This is a genomic window from Thermoplasma sp. Kam2015, assembly GCF_003205235.1.
In the GTDB taxonomy this organism is placed as follows: Archaea; Thermoplasmatota; Thermoplasmata; order Thermoplasmatales; family Thermoplasmataceae; genus Thermoplasma.
On the sequence record NZ_QJSM01000023.1, the window covers coordinates 15,404 to 36,472 of the forward strand.

General features: G+C 43.4%; 18 protein-coding genes. 6 read left to right on the plus strand and 12 right to left on the minus strand.

Translation table 11 applies throughout. The features are described 5' to 3' along the window. A complete protein-coding gene (locus DMB44_RS04925; RefSeq protein ID WP_110641428.1) occupies positions 1-2,685 on the plus strand; it encodes a DEAD/DEAH box helicase in 2,685 nt (894 codons plus the stop codon). A gap of 6 nt (positions 2,686-2,691) precedes the next feature. On the opposite strand, the gene DMB44_RS04930 is transcribed toward DMB44_RS04925, so the two are convergent. The 5 genes from DMB44_RS04930 to DMB44_RS04950 form a co-directional block, all read right to left on the minus strand. Further along, complete coding sequence (locus DMB44_RS04930; protein ID WP_237265303.1) at positions 2,692-4,407, minus strand: site-2 protease family protein; 1,716 nt, start codon at positions 4,405-4,407, stop codon at positions 2,692-2,694. Positions 4,408-4,792: 385 nt separating this feature from the next. Then, a complete protein-coding gene (alaS, locus tag DMB44_RS04935; RefSeq protein WP_110641430.1) occupies positions 4,793-7,408 on the minus strand; it encodes an alanine--tRNA ligase in 2,616 nt (871 codons plus the stop codon). A 66-nt stretch (positions 7,409-7,474) separates the two neighbouring features. Then, positions 7,475-8,719: an RNA-guided endonuclease TnpB family protein gene (locus DMB44_RS04940; protein ID WP_110641432.1), complete on the minus strand. Its 1,245-nt coding sequence runs from the start codon at positions 8,717-8,719 to the stop codon at positions 7,475-7,477. A 451-nt stretch (positions 8,720-9,170) separates the two neighbouring features. Further along, positions 9,171-9,596 (minus strand): GAF domain-containing protein, encoded by a 426-nt coding sequence (locus DMB44_RS04945; protein ID WP_110641434.1) that lies wholly within the window; start codon positions 9,594-9,596, stop codon positions 9,171-9,173. Between the two features lie 64 nt (positions 9,597-9,660). Further along, the gene (locus DMB44_RS04950; protein ID WP_110641436.1) at positions 9,661-9,951 is read right to left on the minus strand and encodes an MTH1187 family thiamine-binding protein; all 291 of its coding nucleotides are present in this window, start codon (positions 9,949-9,951) and stop codon (positions 9,661-9,663) included. A gap of 132 nt (positions 9,952-10,083) precedes the next feature. Between DMB44_RS04950 and DMB44_RS04955 the strand changes: the two genes are divergently transcribed. Further along, positions 10,084-10,737 (plus strand): hypothetical protein, encoded by a 654-nt coding sequence (locus tag DMB44_RS04955; protein ID WP_110641438.1) that lies wholly within the window; start codon positions 10,084-10,086, stop codon positions 10,735-10,737. Between the two features lie 410 nt (positions 10,738-11,147). Here DMB44_RS04955 and DMB44_RS04960 read toward each other — a convergent pair whose 3' ends face one another. The 3 genes from DMB44_RS04960 to DMB44_RS09490 all read right to left on the minus strand — a co-directional run bounded on the left by DMB44_RS04960 (position 11,148) and on the right by DMB44_RS09490 (position 12,867). Next, positions 11,148-11,768: an HAD family hydrolase gene (locus DMB44_RS04960; RefSeq protein WP_110641440.1), complete on the minus strand. Its 621-nt coding sequence runs from the start codon at positions 11,766-11,768 to the stop codon at positions 11,148-11,150. Beyond that, positions 11,769-12,554: a HesA/MoeB/ThiF family protein gene (locus DMB44_RS04965; RefSeq protein ID WP_110641442.1), complete on the minus strand. Its 786-nt coding sequence runs from the start codon at positions 12,552-12,554 to the stop codon at positions 11,769-11,771. A gap of 151 nt (positions 12,555-12,705) precedes the next feature. After that, entirely contained in the window at positions 12,706-12,867 is a 162-nt protein-coding gene (locus DMB44_RS09490) for a hypothetical protein (RefSeq protein WP_201796932.1), read from the minus strand. A gap of 191 nt (positions 12,868-13,058) precedes the next feature. Here DMB44_RS09490 and DMB44_RS04970 point away from each other — a divergent pair, with 191 nt between their 5' ends. Continuing rightward, complete coding sequence (locus tag DMB44_RS04970; RefSeq protein ID WP_110641444.1) at positions 13,059-13,460, plus strand: metal-dependent transcriptional regulator; 402 nt, start codon at positions 13,059-13,061, stop codon at positions 13,458-13,460. 75 nt (positions 13,461-13,535) lie between these two features. Here the strand turns inward: DMB44_RS04970 and DMB44_RS04975 are convergent, their stop codons facing one another. Next, complete coding sequence (locus DMB44_RS04975; protein WP_110641446.1) at positions 13,536-14,546, minus strand: zinc-binding dehydrogenase; 1,011 nt, start codon at positions 14,544-14,546, stop codon at positions 13,536-13,538. 413 nt (positions 14,547-14,959) lie between these two features. On the opposite strand from DMB44_RS04975, the gene vat reads away from it, so the two are divergent. Both vat and DMB44_RS04985 read left to right on the plus strand, forming a co-directional pair. Next, positions 14,960-17,197 (plus strand): VCP-like ATPase, encoded by a 2,238-nt coding sequence (gene vat / locus DMB44_RS04980; RefSeq protein WP_110641448.1) that lies wholly within the window; start codon positions 14,960-14,962, stop codon positions 17,195-17,197. A 118-nt stretch (positions 17,198-17,315) separates the two neighbouring features. Then, the gene (locus DMB44_RS04985; protein ID WP_110641450.1) at positions 17,316-17,600 is read left to right on the plus strand and encodes a PRC-barrel domain-containing protein; all 285 of its coding nucleotides are present in this window, start codon (positions 17,316-17,318) and stop codon (positions 17,598-17,600) included. Here the strand turns inward: DMB44_RS04985 and DMB44_RS04990 are convergent. The 3 genes from DMB44_RS04990 to DMB44_RS05000 all read right to left on the minus strand — a co-directional run bounded on the left by DMB44_RS04990 (position 17,557) and on the right by DMB44_RS05000 (position 20,689). Beyond that, on the minus strand, positions 17,557-18,045 hold the full coding sequence (locus DMB44_RS04990) for an archaellin/type IV pilin N-terminal domain-containing protein (protein WP_237265304.1): 489 nt from the start codon (positions 18,043-18,045) through the stop codon (positions 17,557-17,559). The genes DMB44_RS04985 and DMB44_RS04990 overlap by 44 nt on opposite strands. Positions 18,046-18,385: 340 nt before the next feature. After that, positions 18,386-19,135 carry a tRNA (adenine-N1)-methyltransferase gene (locus tag DMB44_RS04995; RefSeq protein WP_110641454.1) on the minus strand — a complete coding sequence of 250 codons (750 nt, stop codon included), beginning with the start codon at positions 19,133-19,135 and terminating at the stop codon, positions 18,386-18,388. 60 nt (positions 19,136-19,195) lie between these two features. After that, on the minus strand, positions 19,196-20,689 hold the full coding sequence (locus DMB44_RS05000; RefSeq protein WP_237265305.1) for an APC family permease: 1,494 nt from the start codon (positions 20,687-20,689) through the stop codon (positions 19,196-19,198). A gap of 68 nt (positions 20,690-20,757) precedes the next feature. Here DMB44_RS05000 and DMB44_RS09305 point away from each other — a divergent pair. Continuing rightward, positions 20,758-21,069 (plus strand): helix-turn-helix domain-containing protein (locus DMB44_RS09305; protein ID WP_153280158.1); only part of this gene is annotated, 312 nt, incomplete at its 3' end.

Sequence of the window (21,069 nt, forward strand, 5' to 3'; positions counted from 1 at the left end):
ATGTCGAATGCCTTTTCAATGATAGATCCGAGGATCATCGAGATCCTCCGCAATCATGGAATCACGGAACCAACAGAAGCGCAGGATCAGATGATCCCTTCTGTACTTGAAGGAAAGAATGCGATCCTGCTTTCGCCGACAGGCAGCGGGAAGACAGAGGCAGCCATACTTCCGGTATTCCACAGAATATTAAATGAAAGACCGCAGAAGGTATTCGCGATCTACATAACGCCTCTCAGAGCCCTGAACCGTGATATCCTCTCACGTCTTGTCGATTATGGTCGCGAGCTGGGCATAGATGTTCAGGTCAGGCACAGCGATATGACGGATGCCGACAGGAGGAGGATGGCAGAGACGCCTCCGGATATAATGGTGACGACACCAGAATCTCTCCAGATACTTCTGAACGGCAAGAATTTGAGGAGGTTCGTATCAAATGTACGGGTTGTCATAGTAGACGAGCTTCACGACGCCGCTGAAAATGAACGCGGATCACAGCTCTCCATCGCGCTTGAAAGGCTCAGGGATCTGGCTGGTAATTTTCAGCGTATCGGACTCTCGGCCACCGTTGGCAATCCTCAGGAACTGGCAAAATTTCTTGTGCCCGATGGAGAATGCAAGATCATATACACCACTCTGAAGAAGAACATGGAGATTGAGGTCATGGTCCCGGATGAATCCAGCGAATCTGACGCCGAGATCATGGGGTGCGACAGGCAGTATGCAGGTGCGATCCTGAAGGTATGGGAACTGATCAACAGATACTCTGGATCTCTTGTCTTCGTAAACAGGCGTTTTGTCGCTGAGGATCTTGCCTTCAGGCTGAAGCTGAAATTCGGAGAAATACCTGTTCTCGTGCATCATGGATCACTGTCAAGGGAAACCAGAGAATTTGCAGAAAAAGCCTTCAAAAATGGTGAGGTGAAGGCTCTGATCTGCACATCTTCGCTGGAACTGGGCATAGACGTTGGAACGGCCAATGCGGTCATACAGTTCAATTCACCGAGACAGATAAACAAGATGATACAGCGCATAGGCCGCAGCGAACACTGGATAGGAAAGACCTCCAGAGGTTACGTGGTCTGCACCGACGTGATAGAGATGGAGGAGGCTATTGCAATCGTCGACAGCATCTCCGAAGGAAAGATAGAGAACGTTCAGATAATGAAGAACTCACTCTCGACCTTGGCAAATCAGATTCTCTCTGAGGTGAATTCTCAGAGAAAGGTTGACATCAGAAAATTCTTTGAGGTAGTGAAGCGATCCTATGCTTATTCCGATCTCACCTGGGAGGAATATTACTCAGTAATAACATTTTTGTCGAACACCAGGAAACTCTGGCTTGAAAACGAGTTCATAGGTAAGCGACGGAATACGCTAAAGTACTACATAGAGAATATATCGATGATCCCCAGCGAGAAGAACTATAAGGTCATAGATGTCTCAGGCAAATTCATAGGCACTCTGGATGAAAGATATGTGGCCTCAGAGATCGATGCAGGAAGCTACTTCGTCATGCGAGGTAACACCTGGCGGGTGGTCAGGATCGATCATGACCGGATCATAGTTGAGTCGTTCTTCACTCCTGCCGTCGCACCGAGATGGACTGGCGAGGACATACCTGTGCTGTACGATGTGGTTCAGCGCGTATCGATGAACAGAATCTCAAGATCACTGCCTGATTATATCGATGCCAGTTCAAAGAAGAAATTATCGGAATGGTATGAGAACGATATCGCCACCACACATAGGGTCATAATAGAGAGCTTCAACGACGAGATAATAGTGCAGATACTTCTCGGAACAAGGGGGAATTTTGCCCTGGCCGAGATACTATCCAACGTCCTCACATCCGTGACCGGGGAGAGCGTTGAGATGGATTATTCGCCATATCATATATACATGCGCACGTCAAGAAAGATATATGCAGAGGATGTTATGCGCATCATAAAGGGAATAAATCTGGATAATCTGATGTCCTACATAAGATCTTCAGCCTCAAGATCCCGCTTTTTCAAGTCCGTCTTCCTCTATGAGGCCAGAAAATTTGGAATAATAAGCGAGGACGCGGATCTAGAGAGGATCAGAATAGACAAGATAATGGACGCCTATTCCAACTCAGTGGTCTACGAAGATTCCATAAGAAAGCTGATAAATGACTACATGGACACATCCGCACTTTCGGATTTCATAGAGAGCAGAGATATTATAGAATTCGTGCTTAAGGATCGCATATCCAAGGCTTCTGATATCTTCATCTCGCACTACTCAGAACGCGTCGCCCCCCTCAGACCAACAAAGGTGATACTGGAATCGGTAAGGAACAGAATAATGAATGAACGCGTTACGCTTTACTGCGTCAACTGTGGAAATGTGAGAACGTACAGGGTGAAGGACATAAAGGTGCCAAAATGTGATGCATGTGGATCGAGGCTAGTTGCTGCGCTCTCTGACTTTGAGAGATCAAAGATCGACGATCCAGCATACAGGAAACGCATATTGAAGAATGCACATCTCGTCAAGGAGAAGGGAATACAGGCAGTCATGGTTCTGTCCGCCAGAGGAGTGGGACCAGAGACAGCGTCCAGAATTCTTGAAGTTACCTATGCATATGAGAACGATCTTATAAGAGCGATACTCACCGCAGAGATGGACTATGCCAGGAACAGGAGATTTTGGGATTGATGTGCGTCATCTGTGTACCATACTGGTCGTATTAACGAAATTGATAACCGCAACATCGCCCTGATACTGCTGATCATAGACGATCACGTAGACGGTCTGTGGTATGGTCGAATTCACCAGGATGAGGAACGATGCCCCGCCATCGAGCATAAATGGAAAATTCTCGCCCTCTGCGATCACAGCATTCTGCACTACCACATGGTAATCCATGCCTGATGATCCGAAGGCATAGACATTCAGCATGAGCGTTGAACTTGTATCGCTGGTCAATGGTATCCTCTTGGTATCGTTCACCGTTGCGTTCTCTACCAGCGGATTATTGCTCTTCATGGTAAAATTTTCTGTTAGCTCTATGAAATATATGTGTATATTAACGAGCTCTGAAGCAGTTGATGTGAATACTGAGAGCACATAGCTGTAAAATCCCGGAGACGATTTTGTGAAATATATTGTAACGTTGAACATCTGCGATGCGGAAGGAGAGACCGATCGTGATGAAGACTTAACGCTTATGGGGATCGCTGGCGATATGGAAAATCCAGGGGTAATCGGTGACGTTCCATGATTGGAGACGTTCAGAAAGCATGAAACGTTTGTTGAAATATTTGCAGATACGGAATACACCACGAACTGGGTCTGACCGTAGCTGACAGAAAACTGTGGGGGTAGCGTGTGAAATGGGATCGGTACAAGCCCTATGAGTATTATAATGCCGATGGACAGTGCCAGGATCTTCACATATCCTGACGCCCTGCCGACATTGTTGAGCGGTTCTGGGCCCCTTATACCGATTATGAGGACAAAAACTAACAGGATCAGCCATGATGGATAGAGTATGGAAAGTCCTATTATTGCGACTATGGCAACGTACGCAACATACTGCGAATACTTTCCCAGCATGGCTGATGATATGAGACCTCCATCGAGGAATCCAATGGGCATGGCGTTGAAGGCTGACACTATTATACCCACCCATCCCGCATACGCCGTAGGAAAGAGAACACCATCAGATGGGACAAAGCTGCGCATGGCCGCCTGAAATATAAGTGGACTTCCAATCTGAAGTATGGGCGATCTGACGCCAGAGACAGGAATTCGCAGCATGAGCGATAGGTATCCACCGATTATAACAAAGATCAGAGATGCCAGAAAACCAAATACAACTGATAATAGAGATGATTCAACCATGGCCCTCTTACTTGGATAGGCCACATTCGGGGCATTTATTGATCCCATCGTACCCATTCCGATCGGATCTGGAACAAATATTGGGAATGAATACTGCATGCTGTTCCTTTTCATTCCAAGATACCGCCCGAATTCTCTTGATCCAAGTATAATGAAAACTGGGATCACGAAGTAGATCAGGGTTTCAAGAACCGACATCAGAGGCGAAGATGAAAAATACGATGAAACATAAGAATAACCAACATAGAAGAGTGTGATCACGGTGGCTATGGCCATCAGGATCTTCAGCAGTGATCTTCTTGATCTCTCTGGTTCCTCTATGATTATAATCTCATTTTTCGTCCTTGTGAAAGCAACATATCCCATCTTCCTGAGATCCGAAACTAGCATCGAAAAGTAATCCTCAGGATAGAAATCTATATCCTCAACCTCTACTTCAAATTCTCCTTCCTCTTCCCTTATTCTCTTAACGCCGTAGTATCGTCCAACAATCTGCTGAATCCGTTCCGGTGTCACAGCCATTTTTAACTTCATCTGAATGATTCATTATTAAAGTTTCCCATATTATATTTCGTCAATTTAGTGATCGACAGACTTGTCAGACATCATATTGTGTATAACTTTATATTGCTTAATGTCACTGATCATGCTCATTTGTATCATGTCTGACATCACAAATCAGGATGCAGGATGCCCAAATCGGTGGGATCAGATCTTCGCGAACTGAATGATTCAGGCATCCATCTTGCACTAGCGGACCTGAATTGAGACTACGATCATCTTTAGTCCATTCCTAGTTCTCCTTTTAGTCATCAGCATCGGCATGAATGCGCAGAAACGCATTCGGAAATTGAAAAAAGGTTCACTATGATGGTTTGAAAGTCCTTTCATCGAATTCCATGATCCAGCTATAATGGAGTCATTCACTGTGTTCGTTGATAAATGATGCGACTGAATCGTTTCCCTCAGGTTCAGCATTGAATAGCACTCTGATCATCTCTCTGGCTTTCCTGCTTGGCGATATTGCTGTGTACTTGAATGTGCCTGAGCTTCTTGTCTCCACGACGATGTCTACCTTCTTCGAATGAGCTATTCTGGATATCTCTCCGATGTCTGACTCATCAGCTTCGATTATACGGTATTCCTTTCCAGGCTGACCTATCAATCTTGCATTCAGTATCTTATTCTCTATTTCGCGGCGTTTCATATCCAGCAGAGATCTTTTCAGCTCACCGTATTCTTTAGATATCTCGGATACGGACTGGGCTATCTCGCTGATTGGCTTCTTGACCATAGTTGATATTCTGTATGCTGATTCATAAGAATCCTGGAATAGATGAAGTGCCGGCACGCCAGCCGAAAATGTTATCCTGTATATGTTCTCCTGAATAGCTTCTACCTTTCTTATCTTCAGAACCCCTATGGATGAGATATTCTTCAGATGGGTACCACCGCATCCCTCAGCATCCACGCCCTGTATTTCAACAACCCTTATCTTCGATGTCAGTGGAACTCCGCCTTCAAATAGCCTGAAACCATATTTGTCGATGGCACTGTACCAGTCAAGATTTCGTACGCTGACATCCCTTCCTTCCCTTATAAGTTCGAAGGTGCGATCCTCTATCCTCCTTATAGTCTCGTCATCTATCCTGCGATAGTGCGTTATGTCAAGCCTTGATTCCTCCACATCCTTCTGGACACCATTCTGCCAGACATGGGGACCGAGTATCTCTCTGAGCACACCGAGCAGCAGATGGGTGGCGGTGTGATGCACCATGAGTCTGGATCTTCTATCCCAGTCGATCACACCATGGACGCGTACATTCTCCGGTATCTCACCATCAAGCGTGTGCACGATGGCCTTTCCATATTTTTTGACTGCCGTTACATTTATCCTTTTGCCCTTGTATTCAAAATATCCAAGATCCCATGGCTGACCGCCACCCTCTGGATAGAAGGCTGTCTTGTCAAGTATGATCTCATTGCCTCTTGAGTAAAGGACGAGCCCGGTAAATTCCCTCATGAAAGGATCATCATAATATAAGGTCCTTGTCTCTATATCTGGATAATCGCTGTATTTTTTCTTCATCACCTCTCCCTTATCATGTCTTTGAATTACAAGCGAATGAAAATTCTCCGGTATCTCAATCTTCATGCCTTTTGATTCCAGATATCCCTTAACAGTTTCAGGGCTTATTCCATGCGAATCGTATAGAAGTATCAGATCTTCGATATCTATCCTTCCCTTGTTAGACAGGAGCTTTTCTATGATCTGTGTTCCATGCTTTTCAACCTCTCTGTATTTTTCCTCCTCGATTGAAAGTACGTCTGAAGCGAAGCGGTCAGGGAATTCACCTACTATTTCTTTCAGGTCCTCATAGTTCATGTGTATGAGATCAAGCAGCGTACCCCTGTATCCAGTATTGTTCAGGGCTCTGTAAGCTCTTCTTATGAGCATTCTTGCAAGATAGCCAACCTTGACGTTGGATGGGATTACGTAAGCTGCAAACATGTGCATCAGGGATCTGGCATGATCGATCATCAGGAATACGTCTCTGGCCTTCTTTATCCTTTCATATCGATCCCTGGCGTCCGGATATTTCTTCTCTAGCTGCGATATGACGAAGGACTCCTCATAAGGCTCCTTCATCACGGAAGCCCTCACAACTTCTGATAGAAATTCGTCATCAATCTTAGATACCGATGAATTATTCAGCACATGGGCGATTATATCTGGATATATGGCCTGATAAACTGTGGGCGTGCCCTGCGAAAGCCATGTCAATCTTTCTAATCCATAGCCCGTGTCCACAATTTTCATGTCCATCTTGGAATACCTGATTCCATCTATTTCGTATGGTCCATTCGGATCCTCTTTCATATCCATGAATACCAGCGTAGCTACTTCAAGCCCTCTCACAAATACTTCAAGAGCGTTTCCAGCGTTTCCACCTCCTGACCATGGCTTTTCCTTGAAACTTATGAGCTTTCCGTCGATACCTAGGCCCTCTGTCAGGAAATCGTAACAGTAATGCACCGTCTCCTCTTTCCAGTAAACCGTTTCATCTTTGGAATTGAAATAATCATGGCACAGCATCTCGAAGCTTGTCAGATGCCGCCCAGTTATACCGACAAGATCCACATCATTCATCCTGATACTCGGCTGCGACATTACGATTGGATTTCCTGGCGGCTTGACTATGCCGGAAGTCACGTGTGGCTGAAAATCGTATATTGAGGCATTTACAAGGAGTACATCCTCCCTCCACCTTGGAACAACAGGATATGGTTTCAGGAATTTATGACCACGATCCTCAAAGAATTTTATAAATGCAGCCCTCATCTCGTCCAGCGTATACGATCTCGGTACTGGACTGTTGCCGATGAACGTGTATTCATCACAGGGGGTGTCTCCGCATGTGATCCTCTCCCTGTCTTGCGTCCAAAAGTATGATCCGCATTTAACGCATCTTTTCTTTTCAAAGCCACTGTTGAGAAAGAACTCCAGATCAAGTTCCCCCGTCTGTTTTTCCATCAGGATATGATTTTAAAAGACTATTTCTAATTTTGCGATACCAGGTTATGGTTTCTGTTAACCATGTTAACATCCACCTCTGGAAGTTATCATCTCCTTGATGCTTAAACTTCGTGGGTATAACCCAATACCCTCTATCCCGTCAAATGCTTCAGGGACTGCCTTTCTTATTGTGTTGTAGGATGCATTTAGATCCGCATGTATTAATGTTCCATTTGCAGACTGAAATACACCCCTCTTTATTCTCTTTCCCATGTACGTGTTGTGGTGTTCTATGATTTCGTTATCAAGAAACGAACATATGCTTGTATAGCTCTCCTCCTGTATCATGACATTGATCCCTTTCTCTTCTGCTTTGTATTTAATCTGCTGTATGAGCATATTAAAGGGTATCTGCACAAAGTTCTGGTTGTTTGTTCTCCCAATATCGGTATCCTGCTTCCATCCATCGTTGTGACCTATAACGATCGTATCGATCTTTCTTGACAATGCGTATTCGACTATGGATCTGCTAAGCTTGTGCATGATGTCCTTTACTTTCCTGTTTCTCTCCATGAAGAGCTTATCTATCCTTTTTGTATTCTCTCTGTTTTTCCTCTGCCTGTCACTGATCGATCTCAATCTTGATAACTCTTTATTGAAATACTGGTTTATTGATTTCAGAACACCGCCCTTGACAGCAATACCCTTTTCGGATATGTTGTTTCCAATGGTTACGATGTTCATTACACCAATATCGATGCCCAGTATTCTCTTAGGACTTAACTCCGATACGTCTGATATCTCTTTAGAATATACTATCTCCACATTATACCTAACACCAAATGGTATAATTCTTACCTCCCTTAAATCTGTATTATCATCTAATCTTGTCTTCACCTCCAGATCCATGATTTTTGGGAATTTTAATATTCCATTATCAATAGAACACTGCTGGTTTGTGAATATTAATATAAATTCTCCATCTTTATTCTTGTATTTTGGTGGTTTCGGAATTCCATTAAATAATTCTGGATGTTTTTTGTATGTTTTTAATGCCTTAAAGAACGAATTCCATGATTCCTTGACCTTTCTTATTGTCCACTGTGCCGTCTGTGCTGGCAGTTTCTGGAAGTTGTTGTTTTCCTCTATATCTGATGGTTTTGAAAACTGTTTCGCAAGATCCTTGTATGATGATAATTTTTCCCTATTGAAAAACTGGTTTCTTATGATATAATTTACCTGATTATATAGGTTCTTTGATAAATGGCACATTCTGGATATTACGCCATTGTCACGGATGAAGATCTGTTCAGTTCTCATCGTTTTCATAGCCTATCTCCAATGAACTTTCCTTCCCCGTTGAGGCGTATACATAAAGCGTCTTTCATGATATTCGTAGCAGATTTAATACCTCATTTGCCTTCATAGTTAATAATATAATACAGTATTTGTATAAATAGTTATTAGAATTACGGATTATAATCATTGAGCGATCTATACCAATGTGCATCTATGTCATACTTACCTGTTCTAAGAATCAGCGATATGCCTCTCAGCTTAAGATTCGGATATCCAAACTTCAAAGACGGACGGATGGTATCGTCATGCTTATCGTATCGCGCTATTGGCGTCTCCACAATGTGTATTCGTAGCACACGCCCCATTCTCATCGGTTTTACAAGTTCTTCATGAAATTTTATTATTGGAGGAAGTCCGTTTATCTTCAGCCCGAATAAAGCGTTTTACAGCTTCCTCCAGGATCACAAGTCCTTCCAATAAGCTACTCCATATAGAATTGATATACTATGGGTGCAATAAGATCTGCTATCTGTGAGAGAAATTTCTCATCTTCATCGCCGAAAGCAGCCTTCTGATCAGAATCTATATCAATTTCACCGATTGCCTTCCCGTTGAATCTTATGGGTACAACTATCTCAGACTGAGTGGACGGGAAGCAGGCGAGATATTTTGGGTTGCTCTTCACATCGTACTCATTGACTATATCGTTCTTGATGACTGCCAAACTGCATAACCCGTCACCGAGATTGATTTCAACGTGCTCCGTTTTTTCTCCAACAAAGGCCTCAAGCTTCAGTTTACCGTGTTCAAGAACGTAAATGCCGACCCAGTCATATTTTGGATTCTGATTCTTAAGGTATTCACAGGCGTTTTGCATCTGACTCTTGGCGAAATTCTTTACATTCATAATGGCTAAATTTTTTTTGATATTTAAAATATTCATTTCAATGAAAACTATATCGAAATTCAATTCAATATTTGATAGCTTTTAACTTTCTCTCCGCACTGTTCTCCACATCTATTCTGTCATCGATTTTTATATATGTTTCGACCCTTTTTATTCCCATTGAAAGTATCGCCTTTTCCCCTCTCTTGACAACATCAAATATTTCATCAATTGTCTTCACCTCTAACACGGTTCCCATGCTATTCGGATAAAAATTAATACCCGATTTCTTGAATTCCTCCAGTGCGGCGTTTATGTATTTGGAAGCAGACGTACCCGAGCCAATTGGAATATAGGTCACTTCAGCGAGGATCATAATTCATTATTGCGCGTTTCGATAAAAAATTAATGATACGGTCAGATTTCTGTCCGACATAATAATAAAAAATAAGAAAAATTCGGTTCCAATTACAATAAAATTTAAATATTTATTTCACCTATTTTCAGTATGCGTCAGACGTTCTCGATCCTCCTGCTGATTTTCTCCGTGTTTGTCTCGGTTATGCTTGTCTCAACTGGCATAGCAGTGCAAGAACAGCAGATGACGTCTGTCGCCATATCCGATTCGTTCAATATAAACAGCCTCGAAAAACTTGGTCAGGATTATTATCTCAAGGTTGAAGCCATCTTCGAAAACAGGGCATACACCGGTGCTGTAATAACAATTTATAATTCAGAGGTCATAGTTCCGGCACTGTCAGAGGCAACTGCGGATCTGCTCATACCCGTAAACACCTCTGCACTGATGTCATCTGGCTGGATGCTTAAACCGGTGAATTTGACAATTAGATTCAGCGAGAGGATACTCTTTGCGGTATTTGAGAAGAAGGTATCGCTGACCGTTCCAAGTCTATTTGAAAACGTAAATGAAACACAGCAAGGAAACTTCATAGAAATATCATTTACGCCCACAGAATTTACAGCTGGCAATATGATGAACATAGAAATAAATGGTTTGATCAAGAGCATATCGCTCACGTATGGAACGCCAACGACGATCAGGATACCTATAACTAATCCGAACGCCTCAATTGGAGATTCTGAAAACTATTTGGAGATATCCAACTTTACCTATTATTTCTCTCAGATAAGTGATCTCTAATCATATTCGTAGAAGGTACTTTGGACATTGAGCTAGAAAAACCCGATCTTCTTAAAGAAAGCAATAGAGGTCAAACCTTCTTCGGACGATGTTGATCCTCGGAGATCGATTATGGAAAGCGATTTAAGGCATTTATAGCCGAAATCCCAATTAAATGGATCTGTGAGCTGCTCCTAAGTTGAAGCTTCGGATCTTCCTTTCATCGAAGAGACCTCTGCTCTTCCGGACATACGTACAAGCCATATATCGCTATAACCACAGGCGTGTATTCGGATCTCATCGATCCTACTTAAGTATAATTCTATTGTGGGAAGTCCGTGTATCTCTTCCCTGAAGGTTGAAGTCTTACTGCTCCCCTCAAGTCCCTAACTTTTTTTATAATCTTCTACGATTCCGGCGAAGAAAGGGATTCAGCGATTTTCATTGACTTCCAATTTTTTTATCAAATCAAGTATATCTCCTATATTTTCTATTTCATAATCCGCAAAGGCTGAACTTATATTTCGACCATGCTTGACAAGCACGGATATACATTTTAGCCTCCTGGCCGGGATCAGATCATTCTCTATGTCCCCCACCACGATGCATTCCTCAGGTCTGATGCCCATCATATTGATGGCCTTCAAATAAGGCTCCGTATCTGGCTTCCCTTTGGAAACATCATCTATAGTCACTATATGATCGACGGGTATACTGAATCTCTGTATCACGATCCTTCTGGTAGAGGTCACTACCGCAGTTTTTATGCCCATCTCCTTCAACTTATTTAGCGTTGGTATGACATCCTGAAAGAACCTGGCAGATTCGATATTCTTCAGGAAGTAATCTTCCTGAAGCATCTCCACATCCAACGGGTTTCTCACAAATTTCTTGGCTAGGTCAACCCCCGGAAAACCTATCATCGGTCGAATTAGATCCTCAGGAACATCAACGCCATAGGCTTTGAACGCATTCTTCCATGAATCGATCCTCAGCTCCACCGAATCCAGCAGTGTCCCATCGAAATCAAAGATCAAGCCCCTTATCTTCATCTATGGCATAAAGTCCAAGCCTATATTTTTATATTTGTCTGAAAGGAATTCGTAATTATGCAGACCGCAGCTGGGACAATCCTTCCTTCTATCCACGCGGATGCTATCCAGCTCCATGTTCCATATGTCCAGATTGTATATCGAACCGTCCACTTCCTTACCTGTGAGGATCTTGATGCCCAGCGTGAATGCCAAGGACGATATCGCGGTCACAAGCGAGCTGAGTACACCCACCTCTGCACATGTCGGTTGTGGAAAAGGATCGCCGGTAAAATAGCATCTGTAGCAAGATGTTCTTCCGGGAATTATAGCCTTAACCTGACCATATGTTTCTATGGCCGATGCCATCACCCATGGTTTGCTGGTCTTGACACAGGCATCGTTTATTATGAGCCTGCTTGTAAGGTTATCTGTTCCATCCATTACTATATCCACAGATGATATGAGCTTCTCAGCGTTTTGCGCATCAAACGTTTCATTTATTGCAAGAACCTCAACTTCAGGGTTGACTTTTTCAAGTCTGCGCTTAGCAGCAACAACCTTCGAATCGCCTATATCTTCATCGGAATACAGCGTCTGCCTATAAAGGTTGGATGATGATACATAATCCCTGTCTATCAGCATTATGCTCTTAACACCGCTGCGAACAAACAGATCGGCGATGAGGCTGCCAACGCCACCTATACCCACCACGAGAATCCGGGAAGATCTGATCTTGGCGATATCATCGTTATTGAACTGCCTTAAAACCATCTGCCTTGCATATCTATAATCATCGGATCTCATGCATCTTTATCAATCCAAAATTTAAAAACAGTTGCCACATTCTATGTTCATCTGAACGATATTTCAGAATGATGAAAAAACGATAAATAGAGACAATTTGATTGATAGTCTCTAAGTTCTCCTTTTCCCAGGAACATTAGTGGTTTCAATCTTAGGAAAATTCCTCTTCGAGTTCCAGTATAACCTGATTCAATACATCCTCAAACGTTCTTCCAGTGTATTCTCTGAGCCCGCCCATTTCAGTCCTCAGCTTGGCGGTATATTCCGTGTCAGATTCTTTGGCAAATTCTATATTGCATATCAGCTCTTCCATACAGATCGATACCCCTAAAACCTTTATGGCTTAAAGTTTTTCATAAAATATATGGAAGTGTAGTATCTTTTGATGCACATTTATGAAATATCTAAAGTTTTTTTCAAGAATCACCTATAGTGGATGGACTTACAGCGGATTCTGTCACATATTAGAAAGTTTTAAATAAGTTAGATTGATACTAATATAATATGGAAAACATAACGAAGAAGGAAAGAGACTGCCTTATAACCATCAAGGAGTCTTCCAATGGGCCGTTTCCCGTAAGACTCAAAGATCTATCGGCTTCCATGAATATAAAGCCCCCATCCGTGTTGGAGATACTTACAAGACTTCAGGAGAAGGGATTGATAAAGAAGGATCGTGGTATGGTGGCGCTCACCGATAAAGGAGAAGAAACATACAGGAGAATAGTTATGGTTCACAGGACTCTCGAGGTGTTGTACAGCAGAAGTGGCATCGATGCCAATGATGCTTGCAAGAAGATAGGTAATTTTGACTTTCTGGTGGACTACGATGACGCCAAAAAGATATCTGCCTCGATTGGAAATCCAAAAACTTGCCCCCATGGCAAAAAGATAGACGGATCATGAGACAAACTTTTAGTGTGAGTCAAAGTATTAATATAAATTTTGAATAAACACATGGTCATCAGATCGCAAATGGTCTTATCTGAATTTTATAAGAACGCGGCCCTCAGTTTGCCTGTTCTTCATCATGTCTATCGCATCGTTGATCCTGTTCAGATCCATCTCCATGCCTATCACCGGTTTTATCTTCCCATCCGCGACAAGACTCAGGGCATCTGACACATCCTTCCTTGTTGAACTGATGCTCCCTCGTATGGTATTGCCTTTAAGTATGATGAGACCTAGAGGTAAATTCACTGGATCAGGCTTGACGTTTCCGATCACGATCATTTTTCCTCCATTGTTAAGGCTTCTCAATGCCCTCTCGAAAGTATATATGCCGACACATTCCAGTACCACATCCGCTCCGCCAATTTTCTTCACTTCCTCGTTGAATTTTCCGTTACCATCAACCACATAGTCCGCGCCGATCTTTTGAAGCATCTCCTTCTTTTGATCAGAGGTCGTTTCGGCTATGACCGTTGCACCAAAAGCCTTAGCCATCTGCACAGCATTGGAGCCGACTCCACCACCGGCCCCTGTGATCAGTACCTTCTGCCCTTCCCTGATCTTTGCAAGCCTGAATAGCGCATGATATATCATGCCCGTGACACACGATGCTATTGGCAGATATCTGCTGTCTACGTTTCCCGGCGCCTTAACAACGGCAATCTCCGGAATATTTACGTATTCCCTGAACCCTCCCTGGATCTCCTCTCCTATAGATTTTTTATATGGACATAGATTTTCATTGCCTGATCTGCAGTATTCGCATTTTCCACAGGGAACGTATATCAGGCTGGCCACATGATCGCCGACTCTGAAATTCTTAACCTTGTCTCCGATCTTGACAATTGTCCCACCGATCTCATGCCCAGGAATTATGGGTAGCTGGATCCTAGGAAAAAATCCTGTTGCACTAAGAATGTCTCTGTAACATAAACCAGCGTAGTCCTGTCTTATTATTACCTCATCATCAGCCGGTTCTGGAATGTCTTTATCCACTATCGACAGCGGATGGTTTATTTCTTCAAGGACAGCAGCCTTCATATCCACATGATTAGCTCACGCTATAAAAGCAATAGCGTGAACTAACGATGATAGTGAGCTACTCCTCAGCTGAAGCTTCGGATCTTCCTACTTCCGCGACACCTATCTAATACTTCACAGGCCGGGTATCCCGACAGGTTATCTCCAAAGGCGCATATTCGGATCGCACCGATCCAACCCAAGTATCATCCACTTGTTTATCGTGGATGATTCAAAATATGGAAAGACAGTTCATAAATCATTCTATTAAGGGAAGCCCATTCATTCCCTGCACGAAAGGGAGATTTACAACTTCTCTCAAATCACTAACTTCTCTCTAAATAATTCCATTTCAGATATACCGGTCTGTATTCCATCCCATGTCATTTCCATAAGCTGACAAACTTAAAATATTCGGGAAGCAATATGGCCTTATGGAATCCAATAACGGGATCATACTCAGGGTTGCAGAGGCAAACTCAACCGATCCTGGCATGTCAAGAGTCAGACTGGATGAATCATCAAGGAGGTTGCTTGATGCCGAGATCGGTGATGTTGTTGAAATCGAAAAGGTCAGAAAAACAGTGGGCAGGGTCTACAGAGCAAGGCCTGAAGATGAGAACAAGGGCATTGTCAGAATAGACAGTGTCATGAGAAACAACTGTGGAGCATCCATAGGTGATAAGGTCAAGGTCAGAAAGGTCAGGACTGAGATCGCTAAGAAGGTCACCCTGGCACCTATCATACGGAAAGATCAAAGACTCAAATTCGGTGAAGGAATAGAGGAATATGTACAGCGTGCATTGATAAGAAGACCCATGCTCGAACAAGACAATATAAGTGTTCCTGGCCTGACTCTTGCAGGCCAAACTGGACTTCTTTTCAAGGTTGTCAAAACTCTACCGAGCAAGGTTCCCGTAGAGATCGGCGAGGAGACCAAGATAGAGATAAGGGAGGAGCCGGCCTCTGAGGTTCTAGAAGAGGTTTCAAGGATAAGTTATGAGGATATTGGAGGCCTGTCTGAGCAGCTCGGAAAGATAAGGGAAATGATAGAACTTCCACTGAAGCACCCCGAACTTTTCGAGCGACTGGGGATAACACCGCCCAAAGGGGTCATATTATATGGGCCACCTGGGACGGGTAAAACGCTCATAGCCAGAGCCGTTGCAAATGAATCTGGCGCCAACTTCCTCTCCATAAATGGACCTGAGATAATGAGTAAATACTACGGTCAGAGTGAACAGAAGCTGAGGGAGATATTCTCAAAGGCCGAAGAAACCGCTCCATCTATCATATTCATAGATGAGATAGATTCCATTGCACCCAAGAGAGAGGAGGTTCAGGGCGAGGTTGAACGCAGAGTTGTTGCACAGCTTCTGACATTGATGGATGGGATGAAGGAGAGGGGGCATGTCATAGTTATAGGCGCAACAAACCGCATAGATGCAATAGATCCCGCCCTCAGAAGGCCTGGTAGATTTGATAGAGAGATAGAGATCGGTGTTCCTGATAGAAACGGAAGAAAGGAGATACTGATGATACACACCAGAAACATGCCCCTGGGAATGAGCGAGGAGGAGAAGAACAAATTCCTTGAGGAAATGGCAGATTACACCTATGGTTTTGTCGGAGCGGATCTCGCGGCTCTGGTCAGGGAGAGCGCGATGAACGCACTCAGGAGATACCTGCCAGAGATCGATCTTGACAAGCCGATCCCCACGGAGATACTTGAAAAGATGGTGGTGACCGAGGAAGACTTCAAGAATGCGCTTAAATCGATAGAACCTAGCAGCCTGAGAGAGGTCATGGTTGAGGTTCCAAATGTCCACTGGGATGATATCGGCGGTCTTGAGGATGTAAAGAGAGAGATAAAGGAGACTGTTGAATTGCCTCTCCTGAAGCCGGATGTATTCAAGAGACTTGGCATAAGGCCATCCAAAGGATTCCTGTTATACGGCCCGCCCGGTGTCGGTAAGACCCTTCTGGCAAAAGCCGTGGCAACGGAGAGCAACGCAAACTTCATATCAATAAAGGGCCCAGAAGTCCTCAGCAAATGGGTTGGAGAGAGCGAGAAGGCCATAAGGGAGATATTCAAGAAGGCAAAGCAGGTAGCACCTGCCATTGTATTCCTGGATGAGATAGACTCGATAGCACCCAGGAGAGGGACAACAAGCGACTCAGGCGTTACTGAAAGGATAGTTAACCAGTTGCTGACATCGCTGGACGGCATCGAGGTGATGAACGGTGTTGTGGTGATAGGAGCAACAAACAGGCCGGACATAATGGATCCCGCACTTCTCAGGGCTGGCAGATTCGACAAGTTGATATATATACCCCCACCAGACAAGGAGGCGAGACTCAGCATACTCAAGGTGCATACAAGGAACATGCCACTTGCGCCAGATGTGGATCTGAATGACATCGCTCAGAGGACTGAAGGTTATGTTGGAGCAGATCTGGAGAATCTGTGCAGGGAGGCCGGTATGAACGCCTACAGGGAGAATCCAGACGCAACCTCCGTTTCTCAGAAAAACTTCCTCGATGCTCTGAAGACCATAAGGCCTTCTGTGGACGAAGAGGTCATAAAGTTCTACAGGACACTCTCAGAAACCATGAGCAAGTCCGTATCTGAGAGGAGGAAACAGCTTCAGGATCAGGGTCTATATCTCTGATCCTCCCTTATTGAATATTTTATCCCCAACTAAAATGACGGTAGGTGGAAAATCCAGATCTTCTGAAGAATGGCCAAAATGCAATAAATAAAAATAAATACCAATTCATATTGTATTTATGATGGATTTCTATTCGCGCGTGAATCAGAAGCCGGTTATGTCAAGCTCTGGTGAGATAATAGGATACGTTAAGAACTTCCTTGCGGACGAAAAATGGAACCTCATAACGATGGTAACTAAACCATCTGGAGGCAGGGGCAGGCTGAATATACCAATGGATGAAGATGGCAACTATCTAATCCCGATGTCAAACGTGAATGTTGGGAACGATGCCATAGTGGTTATGAACCTGGAGAACATCAGGAAGTTGCCGAAGCAAGACCAACACTCTGGCTTGCTATAGTGCCATCCGTAACGGTATCAACCAGCTTAACGAATTTTATGAATGGATTTCCATTGTTCGGTAAACTGCTTATAGTTATCACTGTAAGTGCCGATAGATAATCCGGCCCATTCACCGTTACCTTCCAGTATTGAGTTTCTATGGTACCCTGCGTCAGCGGTATCTCTGTCACATTCCCATTGGAAGATTGAAACTCCAGCGTTACTTTTGATAACGATATGTTTTGATTGACGCCGCTTATGTATATGGTGTATACACCATCATTTGAATTCTGCTGGGTCTGATTCGTTATGGTCATGGATGCCTGTGGCGTCGGTGCGGATATTAGTGAAACATAACCACCAAGCAGGGAATAGAGCGTTGCCGCAAGAACTATCGTTATCGCTATGAGCAGTATAGTGGCGATTATAGGTGATACAGCCTTATCCTGCCTGTCAAATCTCATGATACATTCATACATACATAGGGATATTAAAATTGATGCGTTAGAAATGCTATTTCGCATAGGCATTTTCCGATAAAGGTCAATAGCAAATATGGAATATCTGAAATCATGCCCAATATCAGACATAGTGAACTACTCCTAAGCTGAATCTTCGGATCTTCCTTTCATCGAAGAGACCTCTGCTCTTCCGGACATAAGTACAAGCCATATATCGCTATGACCACGGGCGTGTATTCGGACTGCACCGATCCTACTTAAGTATAATTCTATTGTGGGAAGTCCGTGTATCTCTTGTCCAAAGAAGGAGAATTAAAACTTCCCCCAAACCCCTAACCTCTCTTTAAATGCGGTATTCAATGCCTGATCTCCTTATTGCAAATGTGATGAAAGCTGTATGCGTAAGATCATCGCTTGCTGGTCTTGTAGCGCCCTCCCTTACGAGTATTCTGCGTTTCATAAGCTCAACGGTCTCAAGATGTTTCAATCCAGATGCCGCCATCGATACGACAGTCTTTTCGCTCTGATCGAAATTTGGCAGATAGAAACTGACAATTCCGCCAGGTTTCAGCATTGAAGAGATCTTTTCAGCATAATCCCACGGATCTGGAATATCAGCTATTATTGCATCATATGATCTATCACTTCCAAAATCCTTCAGCTCACACAGGTTCACTCTGATATTGGCGGTATCATAGAACTCGTTGATGTTATCAAGCGCCTTCCTGAGATTCTCTTCATCCCTCTCCACGATGGTTAAGGATCCGCTGCCGTTCAACGCCCAGAGTATGTATGAGGACATATTGCCGGATCCAACACCGATCTCTAGAACGTCTCTATCGGGCCTTATGCCTGTTCTGGCAATTATATATGAGGCATCGATCTCTGAGATGATCTGCGTGTTCCGTTTTATAAGTTTACCGAAATAGATCGGCTGAAATTCAGATGCGATGAAACGCTTCCCCTGAACTATTATCTCATCTCCTGGATCTATCACGATTGATGGATCGAGATGATATTTCCGATTTCTGACCAGTATGCTTTTCGAATTTTCATCAAATTTACCAAATTCATCCTCAGATACAAGTATCACTCCGGAAGATCATCACACACAATATTACGCTTTCGCAGGATCAGATCTTAATAAAAGAAATTAGAGACTGAAATCTCCAAGGTATTCCAGTCTTTCTTTGAATTTGAATCTCATAATCACGGTTGATACGATTATCACAGCTATCAGGGCGAAGGAAGCGTAAACTGCATCGACATAAAAGAGATTGAAGTAGATGCTTGCCACTATGGCCACGACCAGCGTTGCTGTTGAGGCGGAGGGTATGAGAAGGTACCTGATGGTGTTCATGAAGTTCATTCTTGTGTGTTTTTTCATATATCTATAGAGTGATGTGTTGGTGAGTATATGTACGATATATGTGATAGGGCTTTCAAGTATAAGGAGAAAGATAGATGACGAGAGAAGCGCATTCAATGGCGACATCTTTGCTATGAATTCAAATCCAGCACCCACACCTATGACTATGGCCATTGATATCAGTGCTAGCGTTATCATGGACATGGTAGGTGTTCCATTATTCCTGTTGATCTCAGAAAGGAATGAAGGCAGCGCACCCTCCCTAGACATGGAGAAGAGGACCCTGGTCGCGTTGGTTCCCAGAGAAACTGTGGCCGTGAAGAATGAATTGAGCACGATGACTATCAGAATCCAGAACACTATACTGCTGGCAAAACCAAAATCTGTTCTGTAGATGGTCAGGAGTGGATACGCGTTGCTACCTATGCCAAAAGTGGATATGTTTTGTGCCCCCCATGTTATAACCTGAGCGTATGAGGCTAGTATTATGGTGACACCAAGTATAGCTATGGTAGCTACTATGGCCAGTGGAACGTTCCTCTTCGGCTTCTTTGTCTCCTCCGCAATCGGTATAGATCCTCCTATCCCGACAAATGCGCCTATAGCGTAGATCATCATGGCAAATATCGCATAGGGATCGTTACCCATTGGTGAAGGGGTGAAGGGAGCAAGGTTTGCCCTTGCAGGGTGCATGATGATGAGAGCGATGGAGGTAGTTATGAGAAAGCTCACCTCAATAAACATGGTGTATGTGACGAATCTCAATGATGGCTTTATGCCAAGATATATCAGAAGACTGACGAGACCGATGAATACAACGGCAATCGGCATCCAGATTATATCAGGATCCGGAATGGATATTCCAATGGACGGAAGAATAGCATAACCAAAACCCAAAAATCCAAGAATACCAAATCCAGTAAAACTCAGTACTTCATATGTTATATATGACAGCGCAGTTACAAAGCCCGCTGACGTTCCCAGACCCCGCGATACAAATGTGTAATATCCACCTGCACTGGAGAGTCTTCTTGAAAAGGCATACATAGAATAACTCATCAGCGCATATATCACAAGCGAAAGCAGAAGGATCAGCGGTATGGCATAGGCACCTTCCTGATGAGTAACAAAAGTATCAGTTATTAGGGCAGCAGTTCCAGCGATATAAAGAACGATAGTACCGGCAGGGGCATTCAATGCTACGGCCTGAGATATCGCGTGTCTCAAGCCCAGCTGGTTGACTACCAAATGCTTAAACTTACTCGAACCTGTTTCCACTTTTGATGTTATTACTCTGTAATATTTAATTTTCTCTCTCAGAAAACCGTCAGATCGGCTGTTCCGGTATGACTAAGTCAGACGAGGAGAATAAAGAGGTTCATGTAAAACAATACAATTTCCAGAAAAGGGGTTTTAACTGTTTATGGGAATATTTATATATAGTTATATATTGTTATGCAATATATATGGGTAAAATATACACAGTAAGGGAAGCATGCGATATACTGCAAATGGATGCAACCACATTGAGGAGATGGGATCGTGAAGGAAAAATACACTGCATAAGATTATCAAATAATTTCAGGAGAGTACCAAAGAAGGAAATAGACAGAATATTGGGAATAAAAAACAATAGAGTAGATGCAGTATATGCAAGG